Here is a 19103-nt window from a genome sequence, read left to right on the forward strand (position 1 = left end):
TCGACCCCCACCCTTGGACGGCCGGAATGCGAAGAAAGCTTCACTGGTGTCTCCTCACGATCGCGGCGCTGCTGCTGCCGCTGCTCGCCGTGCCACCGGCGGCGCAGGCGCGCGACGACGCGCCGATCCTCGACCCGATCCCCGACGACCCCGCCCCCTCCGGGCTCGGCCTCGTGCTGCAGGAGGTCGCGCAGCTGCCGAAGTCGAAGCCGACCGGAACCCCGACCGACCCCCGGCTGCTGCGGTGGAACCGCATCAACTACGTCGGTGAGGTCCCCGACCGCTCGGGCCGCCTCTACGTGCCCGACCTGAACGGCAACCTGTACCTGCTCGACAAGAAGACCCGCACGCCGCACGTCTACCTCGACGTCGCGGCGACGTTCGCGCCCGACTTCTTCTCCCAGGCCGGGCTGGGGCAGGGCTTCGGGTTCGTCGCGTTCCACCCCGACTTCGCGAAGAACGGGAAGTTCTACACCGCGCACGTCGAGGCCGGGGACGCGCTGACGACGAAGAAGCCCGACCTCACGCCGCAGCCGAAGACCGGCTACCACGGCGTGATCGACGAGTGGACGGCGTCCGACCCGAAGGCGAACAGGTTCTCCGGCACCCACCGGGAGCTGCTGCGCATCGGGTTCGCCGGGCGGATCCACAACCTCCAGCAGATCGACTTCAACCCCAACGCGCGGCCCGGCGACCCCGACTACGGCAAGCTCTACCTGTCGGTCGGCGACGGCGGCAACGGCAACGTCGGCGACAACGGCGGCGACCCGCAGAACCTCGGCGTCCCGCAGGGCAAGATCCTGCGGATCGACCCGTCCGGGAACGACAGCGCCAACGGCAAGTACGGCATCCCGGCCGACAACCCGTACGCCGGGCAGCCCGGCAAGGTCGGCGAGATCTACGCCTACGGCATGCGCGACCCGCACCGGTTCAGCTGGGACACCGGCGGGACGCACCGGATGTTCCTCGCGCACATCGGCGAGCACGAGATCGAGTCGATCCATGAGCTCTACCCCGGCGCCAACATCGGGTGGAGCGAGCGGGAGGGCGCGTTCACGTTCCGCAAGGACGACCGCTGCCACCTGTACCCGCTGCCCGCGGACGACGACAAGTACGACTACGAGTACCCGCTCGCGGCGTACGACCACGACCCGCCGCCCGACTGGAACTGCTCCAGCGACGTCGGCCACGCCATCTCCGGCGGCTACGTCTACCGGGGCTCGAAGCTGCCCGCGCTGCGCGGCAAGTACCTGTTCACCGACATCGTGGACGGCCGGCTCATGTACACCGAAGAGTCGGAGATGAAGCACGACGCGACCGGGAAGAACCGCGCGCAGATCTACGAGATGACCGCGTACGACACCTCCGGCAAGCCCGTCACGATGAAGGAGCTGGCGGGCGACGAGCGGGTCGACCTGCGCTACGGCTCGGACGGCAAGGGCGAGCCCTACCTGCTCGCCAAGGCCAACGGCAAGATCTGGAAGGTCGTCGGGACCAAGCGGTTCGCGGACTGCAAGGCCGGGCCGGTCAAGGTCGGGCACGCCATGGCCGGGAAGAACTGGGCGCCGGTGACGCCGTCCAAGTGGAAGTTCCCGGGCGACCAGGTCATCCTCGCCGAGGCCGGTGAGGAGCGCCCCGGGCCGCGCCGCCCGTTCGAGTACGCGGTCCTGAAGAAGGGGCCGGCGTTCACCTCGACGCGGATCGACGCGCAGGTGCGGCTCGACACACCGGTATCGGTCAGCAACCGGGATGTGATCGTCGTCTTCGGCTACCAGGACGACACGCACTTCTATTACGCCCATCTCTCCAGCGACAACACCATCTACCCGCACAACGGGATCTACCTGGTGAACGGCGCGGACCGGCTGCGGATCGACCAGCAGTGGAACGCCAACCGGTCGCACGGAGCGCCCCCGTCCGTCACCGACGAGGCGTGGCACCGCGTCACCGTGACGCACTGTGCCGGCACCGGTGAGACGGCCGTGTACGTGGACGGGAAGACCCGACCGGTCTTCACGGCCATCGACACGACCCTCGGCTCTGGCCGGGTGGGCTTCGGCTCGTTCGACAACATCGGCCGGCTCCGCGACCTGACGGTCCGCGGGACCCCGGCGAAGTAACGGCCTCCTCCGGGCGGGCGGCGGGCACCGCCGCCCGCCCGGAGGGCTCCAAGGAGTCTGCACATGCTGATCCGTCGTGGCCCCGCCGCACTCGTGACCGTGCTGCTCGGCGCCTCCCTCTCCGTCGCCGCCCCGGCGTCCGCGTCGTCCGGGCACGGCGGCGTCTTCCCGCCCCTGAAGAAGAACCTGGTCTCCTACTACGACTTCGAGCATCCCGTGCCGGGCGACCCGTCCCGGGAGGCCGACCGGGGCCGGTCCGGCACCGCGATCGACCTGATCAACGGCGGGGCGGCCATGCGGGTGCGGGACGGCGCCCGGCGGCACGCCGTCCAGATCAAGCAGGTGAACCCGTCGGGGAAGGGCACCGACGACTGGAAGGCGGGGATCTACTCCGCGACGGGCGTGCCGTCCCTGCGCGCGTTCAACGCCGCCAAGGGCGCCACCCTCATGGGCTGGTTCAAGATGACCGGGACGAACCCGAGCCCCAACACCGAGACCTCCAACCCCGACGACGTCTACAACGCGATCGGCCTGTCCGGCCTGCTCACCGGCGACTCCGACGGCCACGCCGTGCGCGCCCTGCTGGAGATCATCGACGTCGGCGGCACCCTGCACGTCGTCGCGCTCGGCCGCCGCGTGGACGGGGGCAGTTCCCAGACGTTCGCCGCGAGCGAGGACTGGCGGAGCATCCTCCCGCAGAACACCTGGGTGCATCTGGCCGCCACGTTCGACTACGACACCGGGCGGATGGCGCTGTACAAGGACGGCAGGCCGCTGCCCGGCTTCTCCACCGTCTCCGGCGACCCGTGGAAGCTCGAAGGCGCCCCGGAACCCGACCTCACGTCCGCCACGGACCCCCGCGGCATCAAGATCGGCGGCAGCTTCCCGCAGAACGACCAGGAGAAGAACCCCTGCAACTGCCGAATGGACGGCCTGATGTTCCTCGACCGGGCCATCACCGCCAAGGAGGCGGCCATCCAGTACACCTTCGCGCGCCACTGACCGGACGCCGTCGACGTCCAGGTAGAGCAGCGGCCTGGCCTTGCGGGTGCCGGGGCGGGGGACGTCGCCTAGCCACACGGGACGGTCAGCAGGCCGGCGTCGGTCGCGGCCAGCAGGGTGCCGTCCGGGGAGACGGCCAGGTCGTTGACGGGGGCCGGTGCCTCGACGCGGTGGGACGGGACGGATCCCGCGGCGTCCCAGACGAGGATCGCGCCGGGCGCGTCCCGGAGGGCCGCGGCGACCAGGAGGCGGCCGCCCGCGGAGGCCGCCGCCACGTGGGCGGACGGGCCGGGCAAGGGAAGGGTCGTGAGCCGGTCGCCGTCCAATCCGTGGACGCGCAGCTCCGACGGGGCGCGTTCGATGAGGACCAGGCCGTCCGGGGACGGGGTCAGCGCCGTGCAGGCGGGCGGCACGGCGGCGATCTCCTCGCCGCGCTCCACGTCCCAGAGGGCGACCGCGGAGTCGCCGGGCAGGCCGATCAGGGGACCGCCCGCGGGGGCCGTGTGCAGCATCCGGCGGCCGAGGGCGGTCCGGTGGCCGAGCCAGAGGGAGAGGTCGGCCAGGCGCTCGCCGGTCACGGCGTCCCACACGACGACCTCCGCGTCGTTCGCGGGGCCGGAGACCGCGACCACCGCGGCGCGGCCGTGGTGGACGGCGAGGCCGAGCAGGTCGGGGCGGCCGTCCAGGGTCAGCTCGTCGCCGGTGCGCAGGTCGAGGACGTGGACGCGGTCGCGGTGCGTCCACGCGACGACCGGCGAGCCGGCCGGGACGCCGAACGCCCACTCGGCGCGGTCGACCGGGAAGTCGGGGATCGGCGGGCCGAGCGCCGAACCGGCCGCCAGGTCCCACGCCTGCCCGGTGTTCGCGCCCTGACCGGACCGGGACGCGCACGCCAGCGGCGGCCCCTCGGCCGCGGCGGCGACACCGTCGAAGGACCCTTCGGCCAGCACCCTTTCCGGCATGCGTGGGAGAGTAGGCCACACCGCTGAGATCGTTCTATACGGTCGCGAGAACTCGGCCGAGCTGTGACGATTTCGGCCGCCGCGGGGCTGTTGTAGGTTCCGTCATCGTGGAGCCGATCGATCTTTCCCCCGTCGAGCGGCGCGTGTGGCGGTCGTTCCCCACCGGCGTCCCGGTCGACCTCCGTGGCAGTGCGGACGACGATCCCGAGGACGGCGACGCGTGGGGAGCCGCGCGCACCGTCCGCGCGGAGGTGCTGCGCAAGCTCCTGCTGAGACCGCCGATGGACGGCGAGGTCGCGGCGCTGCGGCTGATGGGGGCGCGCGTCACCGGGGAGCTGAACCTGGCGCACGCGACGGTCGACCATCCGGTGCGGCTGATGGCGTGCCGTTTCGAGCAGCCTCTCGTGCTGTACGGGGCGCGCATCCGGCAGCTGAACCTGAGCGGCTCCCACCTGCCCGGCCTGGAGGCGGCGAACGTGCGCGTGGACGGGGTGCTGCGCATCAGCGGCTGCCGCGTCCCGGGACGGATCCGGCTCGGCGGGGCACGGCTGTCCGGCACGTTCCTCCTGGACCGCGCCCGGCTCGGGTCTGAAGGCGCGTCCGAGGAGGTTCTGCACCTCGACCACTCCGTCCTGGAGGACGACGTCCTCGGCATCGGCCTGGCGGCGGACGGGGAGGTCCGGCTCAACGGCGCGTCCGTCGCGGGCCGGGTCGACCTGACCGGCGCCGTCGTCCGCAACCCGGGCGGGCGGGCGTTCGACGGCGAGAACCTGAGCGTGGGGTCGGACGTCAAGGCGACGCGGTCGCGGTTCGAGGGGGAGGTCAGCCTGCGCGGCGCGACGATCCCCGGGCTGCTGGTGTTCACGCAGGCGTCCCTGTCCGATGCGCGGTGCGCCCTGCGCACGACCAGCGCCGCGATCGGGGAGCTCTGGTTCCGCGAGGCGCGGGTCGACGGGCCGATGAACATGCTCCGCAGCCGGCTCGGCCTGCTCCATGTCGCGCCGAGCGCGCTCGGCGACAGTGAGGTGTGGCTCGACGGCCTGACCTACGGGTCGCTCACTCCCCGGCTGCCCGCGAAGGTCCGCATCGCGATGCTGGAGCGGGACGCCGAGGGCTACGTCCCGCACGCGTACGAGCAGCTCGCCGCCGCCTACCGGCAGGCCGGGGACGAGCGGGCGGCGCGGAACGTCCAGCTCGCCAAGCAGCGCCGCCACCGCGCGACGCGCCCGTGGTACTCGCGGATGTGGGGCTACCTCCAGGACGTGACGGTCGGGTACGGATACCGGCCCCGCTGGGCGGCGGCGTGGCTCGCCGGCCTGCTCGCCGTGGGCACGACGGTGTTCGGCCTGCACGCGCCGCTCCCGTTGAAGGCCGACGAGCATCCGCCGTTCAACGCGTTCTTCTACACGCTCGACCTGCTGCTGCCCATCATCGACTTCGGGCAGGAGAAGGCGTTCAAGACGGCCGGCTGGTACCAGTGGCTCGCCTACACGCTGATCATCACCGGCTGGGTGCTCGCGACGACGATCGCCGCGGGCGTCACCCGGACGCTCAGCCGGCAGTGACGGCGCGCAGGCGCTCGGCCACCGACTCCGGCGGGACGTCGTTGATCCAGGCGCCCATGCCCGACTCGGAGCCGGCGAGGTACTTGACCTTGCCGGGGGCGCGCCGGACCGAGAACAGCTCCAGGTGCAGGCGGAACAGGTCGCGGCCCGCCCCGACCGGGGCCTGGTGCCAGCCGGCGACGTACGGGAGCGGCCCGTCGTCGAGGGCGTCGCAGCGCCGCAGCAGGTCGCGGTAGAGGACGGCCAGCTCGTCGCGTTCGGCGGCGTCCAGGGCGGTGAGGTCGGGGACGTGGCGGTGCGGCGTCAGGTGCACCTCGATCGGCCAGCGGGCGGCGGCGGGGACGTAGGCCGTCCAGTGCTCGCCGGCGAGCACCACCCGCTCGCCGGCGCGCTCGGCCTTCAGCACGGCGGCGAACAGGTCCGGGCGCGCGGCGGCCGTCTCCAGCATGCGGCCGGTGCGCGGGGTGACGAACGGGTACCCGTAGATCTGCCCGTGCGGGTGGTGCAGGGTCACGCCGATCTCGACCCCGCGGTTCTCGAACACGTAGACCTGCTCGACGTCCGGGATCGCGGACAGCTCGGCGGTGCGGTCGGCCCACGCGTCGACGACCGTCCGGACCCGGGAGACGGGCAGCCGCGCCATCGACGTGGAGTGCTCGTCGGTGAAGCACACGACCTCGCACCGCCCGGCGCCGCGGGCGCGCTCCACACCGTCGATCTCCGGCGGCACCGGCGGGGTGCGGACGTCGAACGACGGGAAGCGGTTCTCGAAGACCGCGACGTCGTAGGACGGGTCCGGGATCTCCGAGGCTGGGCCGCCGGGGCACAGCGGGCACTGGTCCGGCGGCGGCAGGAACGTGCGGTCGTTGCGGTGGGCGGTGATCGTCACGTGCTCGCCGGTCAGCGGGTCGCGGCGGGTCTCGCACACCGGCGCGGCGGGCGGGAGGCCGCGCGGGTCGGGGACGGGGACCCGGCCCGGCGCCTCGTCGTAGTAGACGATCTCGCGGCCGTCCGACAGCCGTGCACGTGTCCGGTTCATCTCGCCCGGAAGCCTACAGCGCCGGCATGTCCGCCCGGGTCTCCGCCTCGTGGACGGCCAGCAGGTGCTTCACGAGGGTGGTCAGCACCTCCTTGCCGGACCCCCGCTCCCGGACGTCGCACAGGACGACGGGCACGGCGTCGTTGAGGTCCAGCGCGTCCCGTATCTCGCCCGGCCCGTAGTCGTAGCCGTCGTCGAAGCAGTTCACCGCGATGAGGAACGGCAGGCCGCGGTTCTCGAAGTAGTCGACGGCGGGGAAGCAGTCCGCGAGCCGGCGCGTGTCGGCGAGCACGACGGCGCCGAGCGCGCCGTAGGACAGCTCGTCCCACATGAACCAGAAGCGGTCCTGCCCCGGGGTGCCGAACAGGTAGAGGACGAGGCCGTCGCGGATCGTGATCCGGCCGAAGTCCATCGCGACCGTGGTGGTGGTCTTCTGCTCGACGCCCTCGGTGTCGTCGACGCCGACGCCCCGGTCGGTGAGCAGTTCCTCGGTTTGCAGGGGCCGGATCTCGCTGACGGCGCCGACCAGCGTCGTCTTGCCCACCCCGAATCCCCCGGCGACGAGGATCTTCACCGCGACCGGGGCCACCGGCGCGGCGTCCTCGGGGGGCGACCCCGCGCTCTCAGAGTGCCTGGAGACCATGAAGCACTTCCCTCAGCAGACGTTCCTTGGAGAGCGGGCTCTCCTGTTGGGGACGGGTGGCGGTGATGAGCCGGTGATGCAGGAGGTCACCGAGCAGGACGCGGACGACGACCAGGGGCAGCCGCATCCGCGCCGCGATCTCGGCCACCGGCTGCGGCTGCACGCACATCTCCAGGATGTCGAGATGTTCCGGGCCGATGCCGGGCGAGCCCGACCGGGGCCGCGCGGCCGTCGAGACGATCGTGATCATGTCGAAGGCCTCGCCGGTCGCCGGCCTCGCCCGGCCGCGGGTGAGCGCGTACGAGCGGACGATCGGGCCGGCCTCGTCGTCGAGCCATTCGCTGCCAGGAGGACCACTCATGGTCCGTCACGATTCCTCGTTGTCGAGAGCCTCGGCGCGGCCACGCCGGGTGCCCTGCTGGATGGACGACATCATCGACCGCAGCTCCTCGGGTGACCGGCCGGCCCGCGGCTCGGCGGCGGGCGGGGCCGCGGCGGCGCGGTCCTCGCGCAGCTGCGAGGCCATGTTCTCCTGCCGGACGCGCTTGGGCAGCGGGGGCCGGCTGCCGCCGGACCCGCCGGGGGGGCGGCGCCGGACCTCGCGCGGCGAGCGCGGCACGCCGGGCGCGGCGGGCGCGGCGGCCGGCTGCGCCTCGGGGACCGACGGCGGGTCGCCCCACGGGGACGGCGCCGCGCGCGGGGTCGGCACCGGTCCCTGCGCCGGCTCCTCGAACACCGGGATCGGCCCGGTCAGGGCGTCCGGGTCCTCCGGCCGCAGGCCGCCGGAGGACGGCGGGCCGCCGTTGGAGGACAGGCCGCCGAGGCCGCCGGACGGGGTCCTGGCGGACGCGGGTCTGGTGGGCGGGCCGGACGGCTGGCCGAACGGGCTCGCGGGCTGCGGCGGGCGGGCGAGGGGGTCCTCCTCCTGCGGAGGCGGCGCCGCGGCGGCGTGCCGCCCCGACGGCAGCCGCAGCACGGATCCGCCCTGGTCGTAGCCCTCTTCGAGCCCCTGCGGCTGCCGCTCGCCGTGGCGGCCGCCGACGACCGTGCCGACCGGGACGAGCGCGTCCTCGGCGCGGCGGGTGGTGAGGGCGGGCGCGCCCTGGGCGGTGTCGCCCTCGTCCGGGACGACGAGTTCCTCGGGCAGCAGCACGATCGCGGTCATACCGCCGTACGGGGACGTCCGCAGCGTGACCTTGATGCCGTGCCGGCGGGCGAGGCGTCCGACGACGAACAGGCCGAGCTGCGCGCTGTCGGACAGGTCGAACTCGGCGGAGGTGGCGAGCCGCTGGTTGGCGGCGGCGAGCCTCGACTCGTCCATGCTGAGGCCGCGGTCCTCGACCTCCAGCGTGAAGCCGTGCGAGACCGCCTGCCCCTGCACCTGGACGGTGGTGTGCGGCGGCGAGAACGTGGCGGCGTTCTCGATCAGCTCGGCGAGCAGGTGGATGACGTCCGCGACGGCGGGGCCGACGATCGCGGCGCGGGTCATCGGCGCGACGTTGACCCGGGTGTAGTCCTCGACCTCGGACGCGGCGGCGCGGGCGACGTCCACGATCGCGACGGGGCTGCGCCAGCCGCGGCCGGGCGCCTGCCCGGACAGGATGATCAGGCCTTCCGCGTGCCGGCGCATGCGGGTGGCGAGGTGGTCGACCCGGAACAGGTCCTCCAGGTCGTCCGGGGTCTCGATGCGCCGCTCCATCGAGTCGAGCAGCTTCAGCTGGCGGTGCAGCAGCGTCTGGCTGCGGCGGGCGAGGTTGACGAACACGTCGCTGACGTTGCGGCGCAGCGTCGCCTCCTCGACCGCGCCCTGGATGGCGGTGCGGCGGGCGGCGTTGAACGCCTCACCGACCTGGTCGATCTCGCGGGTGCCGAACGCCAGCGGCGGCGCCTCGGCGGCCACGTCGACCTCGTCGCCGCGGCGCAGCCGCCGGATCACGTTCGGCAGCCGGACGTCGGCGAGGTCGATCGCCTCGCGGCGCAGCCGGGCCAGCTCGCGGATGACGGAGCGGGCGACCCAGATCGCGAGGACGAGGGACGCGACGACGGCGACGAGCCCGAGCACGCCCGCGAGGACGACGCGGGTGATGATGCCCTCGGAGATCGGCGCGGCGCGCTTCTCGGCGCCCGCGGACACCGACAGCTCCAGGCCGCGGAGCCGGGTCAGGTTGGAGTCGGCGGTGGTCTTCCACAGCACGCCGGCGGTGGGGCCGGAGGTCCGGACCAGGTTCGCCGACGCGACGAAGTGGTCCTCCAGCGTGCGGAACCGGCTGTACTCGGGCATCCCGATGACGCGCTGGTAGTAGGCCTGGTCGGCCGACCGCAGCTCGGACGCCGAGTAGTCGTAGAGGGTGCGCTGGGTACCGACGAGCTTGACGAACTGGGCGTGCTCCTCGGCCGTCATGCGGCCGGCCGCGATCGCGCCGGCCAGCAGCGCGTCCTCTTGGGCGAGGACCTCGCGGGCCCGGTTCAGCGACGCCTCGTTGCGGGCGTCCTTGGCGACCTCGGAGTTGTCCAGGGTGGAGAGGGAGCCCTGCAGCGAGCCGACGTCGTTCAGCAGCGCGGTGTAGTCGGCGAACGCGCGGGAGCGGTCGGTGCGGAGGGTGTCGATGGCGCGGCGCCGGTCGTCCAGCCCGTCCAGCTCTTTGATGATCTTGTCAGCGAGCCGGCGGGTGTTCTCCGGCGCCGCGTCGCGGGCGCCGTCGTCGGAGGCGAGCCGGCGGAACAGGTCGGCCTGCCGGTCGGTGACCAGGCGGCCGGACTCCATGGAGGCGCGGTCGCCCTCCACCCTGCCGCCGAGGTAGACCATCGACAGGCGGCGCTCGGCCTGCAGCGCGCTGCCGAGGGCGCCGGCCGGGTACCCGTAGTGGTCTTGGACGGTCTTGACACCCCTCAGGTTGAGTCCCTCGCCGAGCGCGATGCTCGCGGCGAACGCCCAGAGGACGCCGAGGGAGACCACCGAGACGGTGACCATGAGGACGACTTTGAAGCGGATTGACCGAAATCGCGCGGCCTTGGGAGCCCGCCGGTGGCCGGCGGCTGAGTCCGTGTTGCGGCCTCGTTTTGGCACTGCGGCTGAACTTTCACTCGGGCGGACGGCTGGGGGACGGCTCGGACGACCGCGCGGAAGGGTCGGGACGACCGCGCGGAACTACGCGTTGAACGCAGCAGAGCCTAGAACCGTACGCAGTCGTGTGTCGACAGTTTCCAGATCATCACGTTTTGTGCGCACGAAGAGTCCAAAATACCCCTACCATGCCTCAGCGTGATGGTTCGTAATCCACACGCGACGAAGAGCGCGTGGCGGTCGGCCCGCCCCGGCCGGACCCTGCTCGCCGCCGGCGCTCTGCTGATCGCGGCGCTGACCGGCGGATGCAGCGACGGCTCCGACGGGGCGGCGGCTCCGCCCGACGTCCCGATGCTCCAGGAACTGGGCACCCCCGAAGGCCGCCTCGACCTCGTCGCCTGGACGGGCTACGCCGAGGACGGCTCCACCGATCCGAAGGTCGACTGGGTCACCCCGTTCACCAAGGCGACCGGCTGCAAGGTGTACACGAAGGTCGCCGACACCTCCGACTCGATGGTCGCGCTCATGCAGAGCGGCCGGTACGACGGCGTGTCGGCGTCCGGTGACGCCAGCCTCCGGCTCATCTACGGCGGAACGGTCGCCCCAGTCAACACCGGCCTGCTCACCAACTACGAGGACATCGCCGAGTACCTCAAGAACCAGCCGTACAACTCGGTCAAGGGCCAGATGTACGGCATCCCGCACGGCTACGGCGCCAACATGCTCATGTACCGGACGGACAAGATCCCGCAACGTCCGACCTCCTGGAGCGTGGTGTGGGAGAAGGACTCCCCCGCGGCGGGACACGTCGTCGACTACGACTCGCCGATCTACATCGCGGACGCGGCGCTGTACCTGAAGACGCACCGCCCCGACCTGAAGATCACCGACGTCTACGAGCTGGACGAGAAGCAGTTCGCCGCGGCGGTCGACCTGCTGAAGCAGCAGCGGCCCAACGTCAACCAGTACTGGGCGAACTACCTGGACGAGCTCCAGTCGTTCAAGAGCGGCTACAACTACGCCGGGACCGCCTGGCAGGTGACCGCGAACCTGGCCATGTCGGAGAAGGCACCGGTCGCCACGACGCTCCCGTCCGAGGGCGCGACGGGGTGGTCCGACACCTGGATGATCTCGTCGAAGGCCCAGCATCCGACCTGCATGTACAAGTGGATGAACTGGATCTCGACGCCGAAGATCCAGGCCGAGATCGCGCAGTGGTTCGGTGAGGCGCCCGCCAACCCGAAGGCGTGCAGGTACACCGCCAAGGGCTTCTGCTCGACGTACCACGTCGGCGACCCGGAGTTCTACAAGCGGATCGCCTTCTGGAAGACGCCGGTGAAGGACTGCGGCGACGACCGCGGCAACAAGTGCGTCGAGTACTCCCGCTGGGCGCAGGCCTGGACGCAGATCAAGGGCTGACGGAGGGGTCCGCCCCTCCCCCGAGGACGCCGCCTGCCGCCGGCCCGATCACTAGGGCCAGCGGTAGGCGGCGTTCTCGGATGGGACGTGGTGCGGCAGGTAGCACTTCGTCGTGACGTGCTCGTCCTTGCAGGACAAGCACAGGTAGGTGCGGTGGCCGCGCAGCCCCCGGCCGCGCCGGTCGCAGGGCGGGCACACGCACGGCGACCAGCCGACGATGACCCGCCCCGGGCCGAGCCGGTGCCCGGCGGGGCACACGAACGGCACATGGTCGCCGGGCAGCTGGTCACCGGGCGCACCGTCACCGGGTACGGAGCCACCGGTCGGCAGGGTCTCGCTGGCTGGCACGAGACCTCACTCTAGTCGAACATACTGTCGAATCTCTAGTGGTCCCTCCGGGTGACGAAGCGGGCGAGGGCGCGCAGTTCGGCGGCGGCCGGCTGGGCGGGGGCGGCGGCGTCCAGCTCCTCCAGGGCCTCGCCGAGCAGCGCCTCGGCGCGGGCGACCGCCCAGGCGCGGGCACCGGCGGCCTCGACCAGCTCGGCGGCGCGGGCGGCCTCCTCGCCGGTGAGCGGCTCGTCGCGGAGGTACAGCCGGGCCAGCTCCTCCCCCGCCGGGGTCGCGGACGTGAGGGCCGCGACGACGGGGAGCGACTTCTTGCGCGCGCGCAGGTCGGCCTGCGCCGCCTTGCCGGTGACCTCCGGCTCGCCCCAGATGCCGAGCAGGTCGTCCACGAACTGGAACGCGAGGCCGAGGCGCTCGCCGAAGGCGCGCAGGCGGGCGGTGCGGTCGGCGCCGGCGCCGGCGGACACCGCGCCGAGCGCGCAGGCCGCGCCGAGGAGCGCGCCGGTCTTGCGGGCCGCCATGGCCAGGCACTCGTCGAGCGTGACGTCGGTGCGCCGCTCGAACGCCAGGTCGGCGCACTGGCCCTCGACCAGCTCGACGACGGCGCGGGCGAGGACGCGGACCCCGCCCGCCAGGCCCCCGGAGCGCTCGTCGGCGAGCCGCTCGAAGGCGGCGGCGAGCATCCCGTCGCCGGCGAGGATCGCGGCGTTCGCCCCGAAGACGGTCCAGGCGGTCGGCCGGTGCCGGCGGGTGCGGTCGCCGTCCATCACGTCGTCGTGCAGGAGCGAGAAGTTGTGCGCCAGCTCCACCGCGACGGCGGCCGGGAGGGCGGCCGGGGCCGTCCCGCCGGCCGCCTCCGCGGTGAGGAGCGTGAACGCCGGGCGGATCGCCTTGCCGCCGCCCGCCCCCGCGGCGGGCCGCCCCCGCTCGTCCCGCCAGCCGAAGTGGAACGCGGCGATGCGGCCCGTCGCGTCCGGCATGGCCTCGGCCGCGCGGCGCAGCGCGGGGTCGACCATGCGGCGGGTCCGGGCGAGCACCTCGGCCGCCGTGCGGGGACGGTGGTCCGGCCCCGGCCGGTGGCCGCAGCGGACCACGGCCGGGTCCTCTCTCCAGGCGGGCATGGCACGTCCCCTCTCGTCAGCGGGCGGTCTCGACGTTCTCCAGGACGCCGAGGGCGTCGGGGACCAGCACGGCGGCCGAGTAGTACGCGCTGACCAGGTAGGTCAGCAGCGCCCGGTCGTCGATCCCGGCGAACCGGACCGACAGCCCCGGCCGGACCTCGCCGGGCAGCCCGGTGCGGTGCAGGCCGATGACTCCCCGGTCGTCCTCGCCGGTGCGCAGCGCGAGGATCGAGCTGGTCCCGCCCGGGGTGACCGGGATCTTGTCGCACGGGTAGATGGGGACGCCGCGCCACGCCTGGACGCGGCGCCCGCCGATCTCCAGGACGGACGGGTACACGCCGCGGCGGGTGCACTCGCGGCCGATCGCGGCGATCGCCCGCGGATGGGCGAGGAAGAACCGGGTCTTGCGGCGGCGCGCGAGCAGCTCGTCCATGTCGTCCGGGGTCGGCGGGCCGGCCCGGGTCTGGATGCGCTGCCGCAGGTCGGCGTTGTGCAGGAGGCCGAAGTCGCGGTTGTTGATCAGCTCGTGCTCCTGCCGCTCCCTCACCTCCTCGATCACCAGCCTGAGCTGCTGCTCGACCTGGTCCATCGGCCCGTTGTAGAGGTCGGCGACGCGCGCGTGGACGCGCAGGAGCGTCTGGGTGACGCCCAGCTCGTACTCGCGCGGTGAGGCCTCGTAGTCGACGAACGTGCCGGGCAGCACCGGCTCGCCCTCGTGCCCGGACGCCAGCTCGATCGCCGCCTCCCCGTGCCTGGTCTGCGGCGGGGCGGGCGCGTCCCGGAACTCCTGGAGATGCGCGCGCAGCGTCTCGGACTGGTCGATCACCTCCTCCAGCGCCTCCCGCGACAGGGACAGCACCGTCGCCGAGGTCACCGCCCGGAAGGTGTGCTCCCACTCCTCGGTGACGTCCAGGAGCGCCCGGTCGCCGAAGAACCGGCCGTCCGCGAGGACGTCGATCCGGGCGTCGGCGTCGTACTCGCCCGGCCCGGCCTGCTCGACCTTGCCGTGCGCGACGAGATGGACCGCGTCCAGGGGACGTCCCGCGACCGCGATCGCCTCGCCGGGGACGTACTCGCGCTGCGTGAACCGCGCGGCGAGGGCGGCCAGGACCGCGGGGTCGGGCAGGTCGCGCAGCGGCGGCAGCTCGGCGAGCTCGGGCGGGACGACCCTGACCTCGGCGCCGTCGTTGACGAACGTCACCAGCCCGTCGCCGAGCCGGTAGGTGAGGCGGCGGTTCACCCGGTAGACGCCGGCGTCCGCCCGCACCCACGGCAGCAGCGCCATCAGCCACCGCGGGGTGATGCCCCGCATCTGCGGGACGGACTTCGTCGTGGTCGCGAGGTTGCGCGCCGCCTGCGTGCTGAGGGCGAGCCGCTCGGTCACGCGCCGGCACCGCCGTGCGCGATCTCGACGGACTCCAGCATGCCGAGCGCGTCCGGCACCAGGACCGCGGCCGAGTAGTACGCGCTGACCAGGTAGGAGATGAGCGCCTTGTCGTCGATGCCCATGAACCGGACGGACAGGCCCGGCTGGTACTCGTCGGGCAGCCCGACCTGGTGCAGGCCGATGACGCCCTGCGCCGCCTCGCCCGTGCGCATCAGCAGGATCGAGCTGGTCCGCGTCCGGCTGACCGGGATCTTGTTGCACGGGAAGATCGGCACGCCGCGCCAGGCGGGGACCTTGTGGCCGCCGACGTCCACACCCTCGGGGTAGACGCCGCGGGCGCTGCACTCGCGGGCGAACGCGGCGATGGCCTTCGGGTGGGCGAGGAAGAACGCGGGGTCCTTCCAGACGAGGGTGAGCAGCTCGTCCATGTCGTCGGGGGTGGGCGGGCCGTTGCGGGTGTGGACGCGCTGCGACAGGTCGGCGTTGTGCAGCAGGCCGAAGTCGCGGTTGTTGATCATCTCGTGCTCCTGCCGCTCGCGGAGCGCCTCGATGGTCAGCCGGAGCTGCTGCTCGACCTGGTCCATCGGCTCGTTGTAGAGGTCGGCGACGCGGGTGTGGACCCGCAGCACGGTCTGCGCGACGCTCAGCTCGTACTCGCGCGGCGAGAGCTCGTAGTCGACGAACGTGCCGGGCAGCACCGGCTCGCCCTCGTGCCCGGACACCAGCTCGATCGCCGCCTCCCCGTGCGCGTTGTGCGCGCGGGACGGGCTCGCCCGGTACTCCTCCAGGTGCGCCTGGAGGGAAGCGGACTGGGCGAGCGTCTCCTGGAAGTCGGTCTCGCTCATGCTCAGGACGGTGCAGGCGGTCACGGCCTTGACCGTGTGCTCCCAGGTCACCGGCTCCTCACCCTCCTCCGTGCCGAGGAGGGCCTGCTCACCGAAGAAGTCGCCGTTGGCGAGCGTCCCGAGCACCGCCTCGGCGCCGAACTCCCCGGCACCCACCTTGCTCAGCTTGCCGTGCGCGACGAGGACGACCCGGTCGACGGGACGCCCGCGCTCCACGATGACGTCGCCGGGCTCGTACTCCTGCTGGGTGAAGCGGCCCGCGATGGCGTCCAGGGTCAGGTCGTCGTCGTAGCCGCGCAGCGGGGCCAGCTCGCCGAGCTCGCGCGGGATGACGCGGACGTCGGCACCGGTCGTCACGAACGTCACCCGGCCGTCGCCCAGCGTGTAGGTGAGCCGCCGGTTGACGCGGTAGGCGCCGCCGGCCGCCTGCACCCAGGGCAGCAGCTTGAGCAGCCACCGCGAGGTGATGCCCTGCATCTGCGGGACGGACTTGGTCGTGGTCGCCAGGTTCCGTGCCGCCGCGGTACCGAGGCTCAACTGTTGCTGCTGTTCCGTCACGTCCACACCACCGATTCGTCGTGGGTCTGCGGGAAGCGGCCCTGTTCGGCCAACGATGAAGCTACAGACGGTAATCAGATGTGTGCAACGGGCCATTGCCTCCACCTCTGCTTCGCCACGGCGCCACACAAGTAGCACCGGTACGTGACATTGCGTCTACATGCCTCGGTCGACATATGAGTCGACGGTTATGATGGGCGCCATGCCGTCCGCGTTCGCCGTGCTCGCCGAGCCGACCCGCCGCCACATCCTCGACCTGCTGCTGGAACGCCCCCGTCCGGTGGGCGAGCTGGTCGAGCACCTCGGGCTGACCCAGCCGGGGACGTCCAAGCATCTGCGGGTACTGCGCGACGCGGGCCTCGTCCAGGCGCGCCAGGACGCGCAGCGCCGCGTCTACGAGGTCCGACTGGAGCCCTTGGCCGAGGTTGACGCATGGCTGGCGCCGTACAGACGCGCCTGGGCGGCCCGGCTGGACGCCCTGGAACGACACCTCGACGCAGGAGAGTGACTTGGGACGGCGGTCGGCGCGCTGCTCGACGTCCTGCTGGCACGCGGCGAGGGCTTCGGCTCCGCGTCGAGATCGACGGCTGGTGGACCCTCATCGACGAGGTGCGCCAAATCACCCTTCCGCACGGCGCGGGCGAGGAAAGATCCGCCGCGTCGGATTGTTCATCACCGTGAGCATCGGGCCCGGACAGGACGGGCCCGGCGGAAACCGGAGGGAGGCCCGAAGTGACGGCGGTATGGACGGCACTCGCGATCGAGACCGGCGCCGGCCTGGTGATCGCGGCTTCGCTGGCGGGCTGGGCCCGCCGGCGCTTCGCCCGGTCCCGCTGAGCGCTCCGTTCACCGTGCCCCGGAACCCACCGGTTCCGGGGCGCGCTCGTTCCCGGCCTCCTCGATCGGCACCCCGGCGGTCTCGGGGATCTTGAGGATCGGCACCAGCGCCACCAGCGCGGCGATCATCAGGTAGTACGCCGGGATGTAGTTGGAGCCCGTCACGTCGATCAGCGAGCCGATCAGCACGGCCGCCGTCCCGCCGAACAGGGACGTCGAGATGTTGTAGCCGATCGCGAACGCCCCGTACCGCACCCGGGTCGGGAACATCGCCGGGAACGTCGCCCCGATCACCGCGAGGATCAGCACCAGCAGGCCGCCGACGATGGCGTAGCCCGCCGCGACGCCGAGCGCGCTGTTGGTCTGCATGAGCGCGAAGGCCGGCCACGAGAGCAGGAGGTAGCCGACCGCGGCGGTGATCAGCAGCGGCTTGCGGCCGATCCGGTCCGACAGCGCGCCGAGCGGCAGGATCACGACGATCATGGCCGCCTCGACCCCGATCGTGATGAGCTGCGCCGTCGTGTCGTTCATGTCCAGGAAGTCCACGAGGTAGGACGGCATGAACGTCAGCAGCGTGTAGTCCGCGACGTTCAGCAGGAACACGATCCCGATCAGCATCAGGATCATGCGCCAGTAGCGCGCCAGGGTCTCCTTCAGCGGCGACTGGGCCTTCTTGCCCTCCTGCTCCATGTGCTGGAAGACCGGGGTGTCCTCGATCCGCGTCCGGACGTAGAGGCCGACGGCGCCGAGCGGCAGCGCGATCAGGAACGGTATGCGCCAGCCCCAGCCGTTCATCGCCTCCTCGCTGAGCGCGAGGTCGATCGCCAGGACGAGCCCGGCGCCGAGGATGTAGCCGCTCAGCGTGCCGAGCTCCAGATAGCTGCCGAAGAAGCCGCGCCGGTGCGTGGGCGAGTACTCGGCGATCATCGTGGCGGCGCCGCCGTACTCGCCGCCGGTCGAGAAGCCTTGCACGAGCCGGACCGCGAGGAGCAGCAGCGGCGCGGCGATCCCGATCGTGCCGTATCCGGGCAGGATGCCGATCACGAACGTGGAGCCCGACATCAGGATGATCGTGGTGGCCAGCACCCGCTTGCGGCCCAGCTTGTCGCCCAGCGGGCCGAAGAACAGGCCGCCGAACGGGCGGGCGAGGAACGCGGCCGCGATCAGCGCGAACGAGCGCAGCGACGCGCTGCCGCTCGCGCCCTCCGGGAAGAACACCGTGCCGATGATCGCGGTCATCACCCCGGCGCTGAACACCCCGAAGTCGAACCACTCGATGCAGTTGCCCATCGCGGAGGCGATCACGGCCTTGTGCACGGCCTGCTCGCTCGCCTTCTGCTCCTTGGAGAGGGAGACGCCCTCCCCGTCCCCGGGATCCTGTCCGGCAGCCGCGTTCACCGTGTTTTTCACGCGCTACATCTGCCCGAAGATCGGCGAAGCTAACGCCCTGCCGGGGCGCGGTCACCGAGCGGTGGTCAGGCCTTGCGCGTCCTGCGCGGGGTACGCACGGTGTCCTCTTCCTCCTCGCCGCCGAGGAGGCCCGGCAGTTCGGGGAGGACGGTGGTGCGCTGCGGGTCCCCGTCCGGAAGCTCCGCGAGGGCGGCGTTCCTCCCGTCGGGCTCCTCCGGCTCGGGGCCGGCGTCCTGGTCCGGCAGCTCGTCGGTGGTCTGCGGGTCGTCGGTGGTCTGCGGGTCGTCGTCGCCGGCGGGCAGCTCGTCGAGGGCGGCGGTCTTCTGCGGGTCGGCGTCCGGCTCGTCCAGCAGGAGGAGGTCGTCCTCAGGGATGGAGACGAGCGCCTGCGTCTCCTGCGCCTCCCGGGTGATGACGCCGCTGGCGAGGACGGTGTTGCGGTGCCGCAGCGCGCCGTTCTCGCGGAGCAGGTTGTCCACGTCGGCGCGGGCGCGGGCGATGCGGCGGCTGAGCCGGACGTGCACGAGCAGGCCGCCCGCCGCCGCGCCGAGCACGAAGCCCGCGACCGGGAAGCCGACGGCCGTCGGTGCCAGCAGGGCCACCAGCGCGACCACGACCAGGGCGACCACGATCGCAAGCGCGAGAAAGTGCTGCTCCATCCAGTCCAGGACGGCGTTCACGCGCTTGGGAATCCTCACTCGCCTTCTCCTCCACTCGGCTCGGGACGGGAACAACGAGCGGGCCCCGACGTGATGTTCCACACCGCGGCACCGCTGGTCCTGAGTA

Annotated in this window: 16 protein-coding genes; 5 read left to right on the plus strand and 11 right to left on the minus strand. The window is 72.4% G+C overall.

From position 1 onward, the window contains the following. Window positions 1–26 precede the first annotated feature (26 nt). Both ABGB11_RS37605 and ABGB11_RS37610 read left to right on the plus strand, forming a co-directional pair. Window positions 27–2120, plus strand: coding sequence for a PQQ-dependent sugar dehydrogenase (locus tag ABGB11_RS37605; RefSeq protein ID WP_347640271.1), 2094 nt, complete (start codon window positions 27–29; stop codon window positions 2118–2120). Between the two features lie 63 nt (window positions 2121–2183). Beyond that, a complete protein-coding gene (locus ABGB11_RS37610; RefSeq protein WP_347640272.1) occupies window positions 2184–3122 on the plus strand; it encodes a LamG-like jellyroll fold domain-containing protein in 939 nt (312 codons plus the stop codon). Between the two features lie 68 nt (window positions 3123–3190). Here ABGB11_RS37610 and ABGB11_RS37615 read toward each other — a convergent pair whose 3' ends face one another. Next, window positions 3191–4084 carry a hypothetical protein gene (locus tag ABGB11_RS37615; RefSeq protein WP_347640273.1) on the minus strand — a complete coding sequence of 298 codons (894 nt, stop codon included), beginning with the start codon at window positions 4082–4084 and terminating at the stop codon, window positions 3191–3193. 107 nt (window positions 4085–4191) lie between these two features. Here ABGB11_RS37615 and ABGB11_RS37620 point away from each other — a divergent pair, with 107 nt between their 5' ends. Then, window positions 4192–5649, plus strand: a complete 1458-nt coding sequence (locus ABGB11_RS37620; RefSeq protein ID WP_347640274.1) for a hypothetical protein — start codon at window positions 4192–4194, stop codon at window positions 5647–5649. Here the strand turns inward: ABGB11_RS37620 and galT are convergent. The 4 genes from galT to ABGB11_RS37640 are packed head-to-tail and all read right to left on the minus strand — an operon-like array spanning window position 5636 to window position 10302. Then, window positions 5636–6688: a galactose-1-phosphate uridylyltransferase gene (galT, locus tag ABGB11_RS37625; protein WP_347640275.1), complete on the minus strand. Its 1053-nt coding sequence runs from the start codon at window positions 6686–6688 to the stop codon at window positions 5636–5638. The two genes, ABGB11_RS37620 and galT, sit on opposite strands and share 14 nt — an antisense overlap. A gap of 13 nt (window positions 6689–6701) precedes the next feature. After that, window positions 6702–7331: an ATP/GTP-binding protein gene (locus tag ABGB11_RS37630; RefSeq protein WP_347640276.1), complete on the minus strand. Its 630-nt coding sequence runs from the start codon at window positions 7329–7331 to the stop codon at window positions 6702–6704. After that, window positions 7312–7692: a DUF742 domain-containing protein gene (locus ABGB11_RS37635; RefSeq protein WP_347640277.1), complete on the minus strand. Its 381-nt coding sequence runs from the start codon at window positions 7690–7692 to the stop codon at window positions 7312–7314. The genes ABGB11_RS37630 and ABGB11_RS37635 overlap by 20 nt, the downstream gene beginning before the upstream one ends. Window positions 7693–7698: 6 nt before the next feature. Further along, window positions 7699–10302: a nitrate- and nitrite sensing domain-containing protein gene (locus tag ABGB11_RS37640; RefSeq protein ID WP_347640278.1), complete on the minus strand. Its 2604-nt coding sequence runs from the start codon at window positions 10300–10302 to the stop codon at window positions 7699–7701. 294 nt (window positions 10303–10596) lie between these two features. Here ABGB11_RS37640 and ABGB11_RS37645 point away from each other — a divergent pair, with 294 nt between their 5' ends. Then, on the plus strand, window positions 10597–11814 hold the full coding sequence (locus tag ABGB11_RS37645) for an ABC transporter substrate-binding protein (protein WP_347640279.1): 1218 nt from the start codon (window positions 10597–10599) through the stop codon (window positions 11812–11814). Between the two features lie 51 nt (window positions 11815–11865). On the opposite strand, the gene ABGB11_RS37650 is transcribed toward ABGB11_RS37645, so the two are convergent. The 4 genes from ABGB11_RS37650 to ABGB11_RS37665 are packed head-to-tail and all read right to left on the minus strand — an operon-like array spanning window position 11866 to window position 16076. Continuing rightward, window positions 11866–12162: a hypothetical protein gene (locus tag ABGB11_RS37650; RefSeq protein ID WP_347640280.1), complete on the minus strand. Its 297-nt coding sequence runs from the start codon at window positions 12160–12162 to the stop codon at window positions 11866–11868. A 35-nt stretch (window positions 12163–12197) separates the two neighbouring features. Next, window positions 12198–13280: a family 2 encapsulin nanocompartment cargo protein polyprenyl transferase gene (locus ABGB11_RS37655; RefSeq protein ID WP_347640281.1), complete on the minus strand. Its 1083-nt coding sequence runs from the start codon at window positions 13278–13280 to the stop codon at window positions 12198–12200. 16 nt (window positions 13281–13296) lie between these two features. Continuing rightward, window positions 13297–14664, minus strand: a complete 1368-nt coding sequence (locus tag ABGB11_RS37660) for a family 2B encapsulin nanocompartment shell protein (protein WP_347640282.1) — start codon at window positions 14662–14664, stop codon at window positions 13297–13299. Then, window positions 14661–16076, minus strand: a complete 1416-nt coding sequence (locus ABGB11_RS37665) for a family 2B encapsulin nanocompartment shell protein (RefSeq protein ID WP_347640283.1) — start codon at window positions 16074–16076, stop codon at window positions 14661–14663. Before ABGB11_RS37665 ends, ABGB11_RS37660 begins: the two co-directional genes overlap by 4 nt. Before the next feature lie 196 nt (window positions 16077–16272). Here ABGB11_RS37665 and ABGB11_RS37670 point away from each other — a divergent pair, with 196 nt between their 5' ends. Further along, window positions 16273–16578, plus strand: a complete 306-nt coding sequence (locus ABGB11_RS37670; protein WP_347640284.1) for a metalloregulator ArsR/SmtB family transcription factor — start codon at window positions 16273–16275, stop codon at window positions 16576–16578. A gap of 338 nt (window positions 16579–16916) precedes the next feature. Here the strand turns inward: ABGB11_RS37670 and ABGB11_RS37675 are convergent, their stop codons facing one another. Beyond that, window positions 16917–18317, minus strand: a complete 1401-nt coding sequence (locus ABGB11_RS37675) for an MFS transporter (protein WP_347640285.1) — start codon at window positions 18315–18317, stop codon at window positions 16917–16919. Window positions 18318–18382: 65 nt separating this feature from the next. Next, window positions 18383–19015, minus strand: a complete 633-nt coding sequence (locus ABGB11_RS37680) for a hypothetical protein (protein WP_347640286.1) — start codon at window positions 19013–19015, stop codon at window positions 18383–18385. Window positions 19016–19103: the final 88 nt, after the last annotated feature.

This window comes from Actinomadura sp. B10D3, from assembly GCF_039871695.1.
In the GTDB taxonomy this organism is placed as follows: Bacteria; Actinomycetota; Actinomycetes; order Streptosporangiales; family Streptosporangiaceae; genus Spirillospora; species Spirillospora madurae.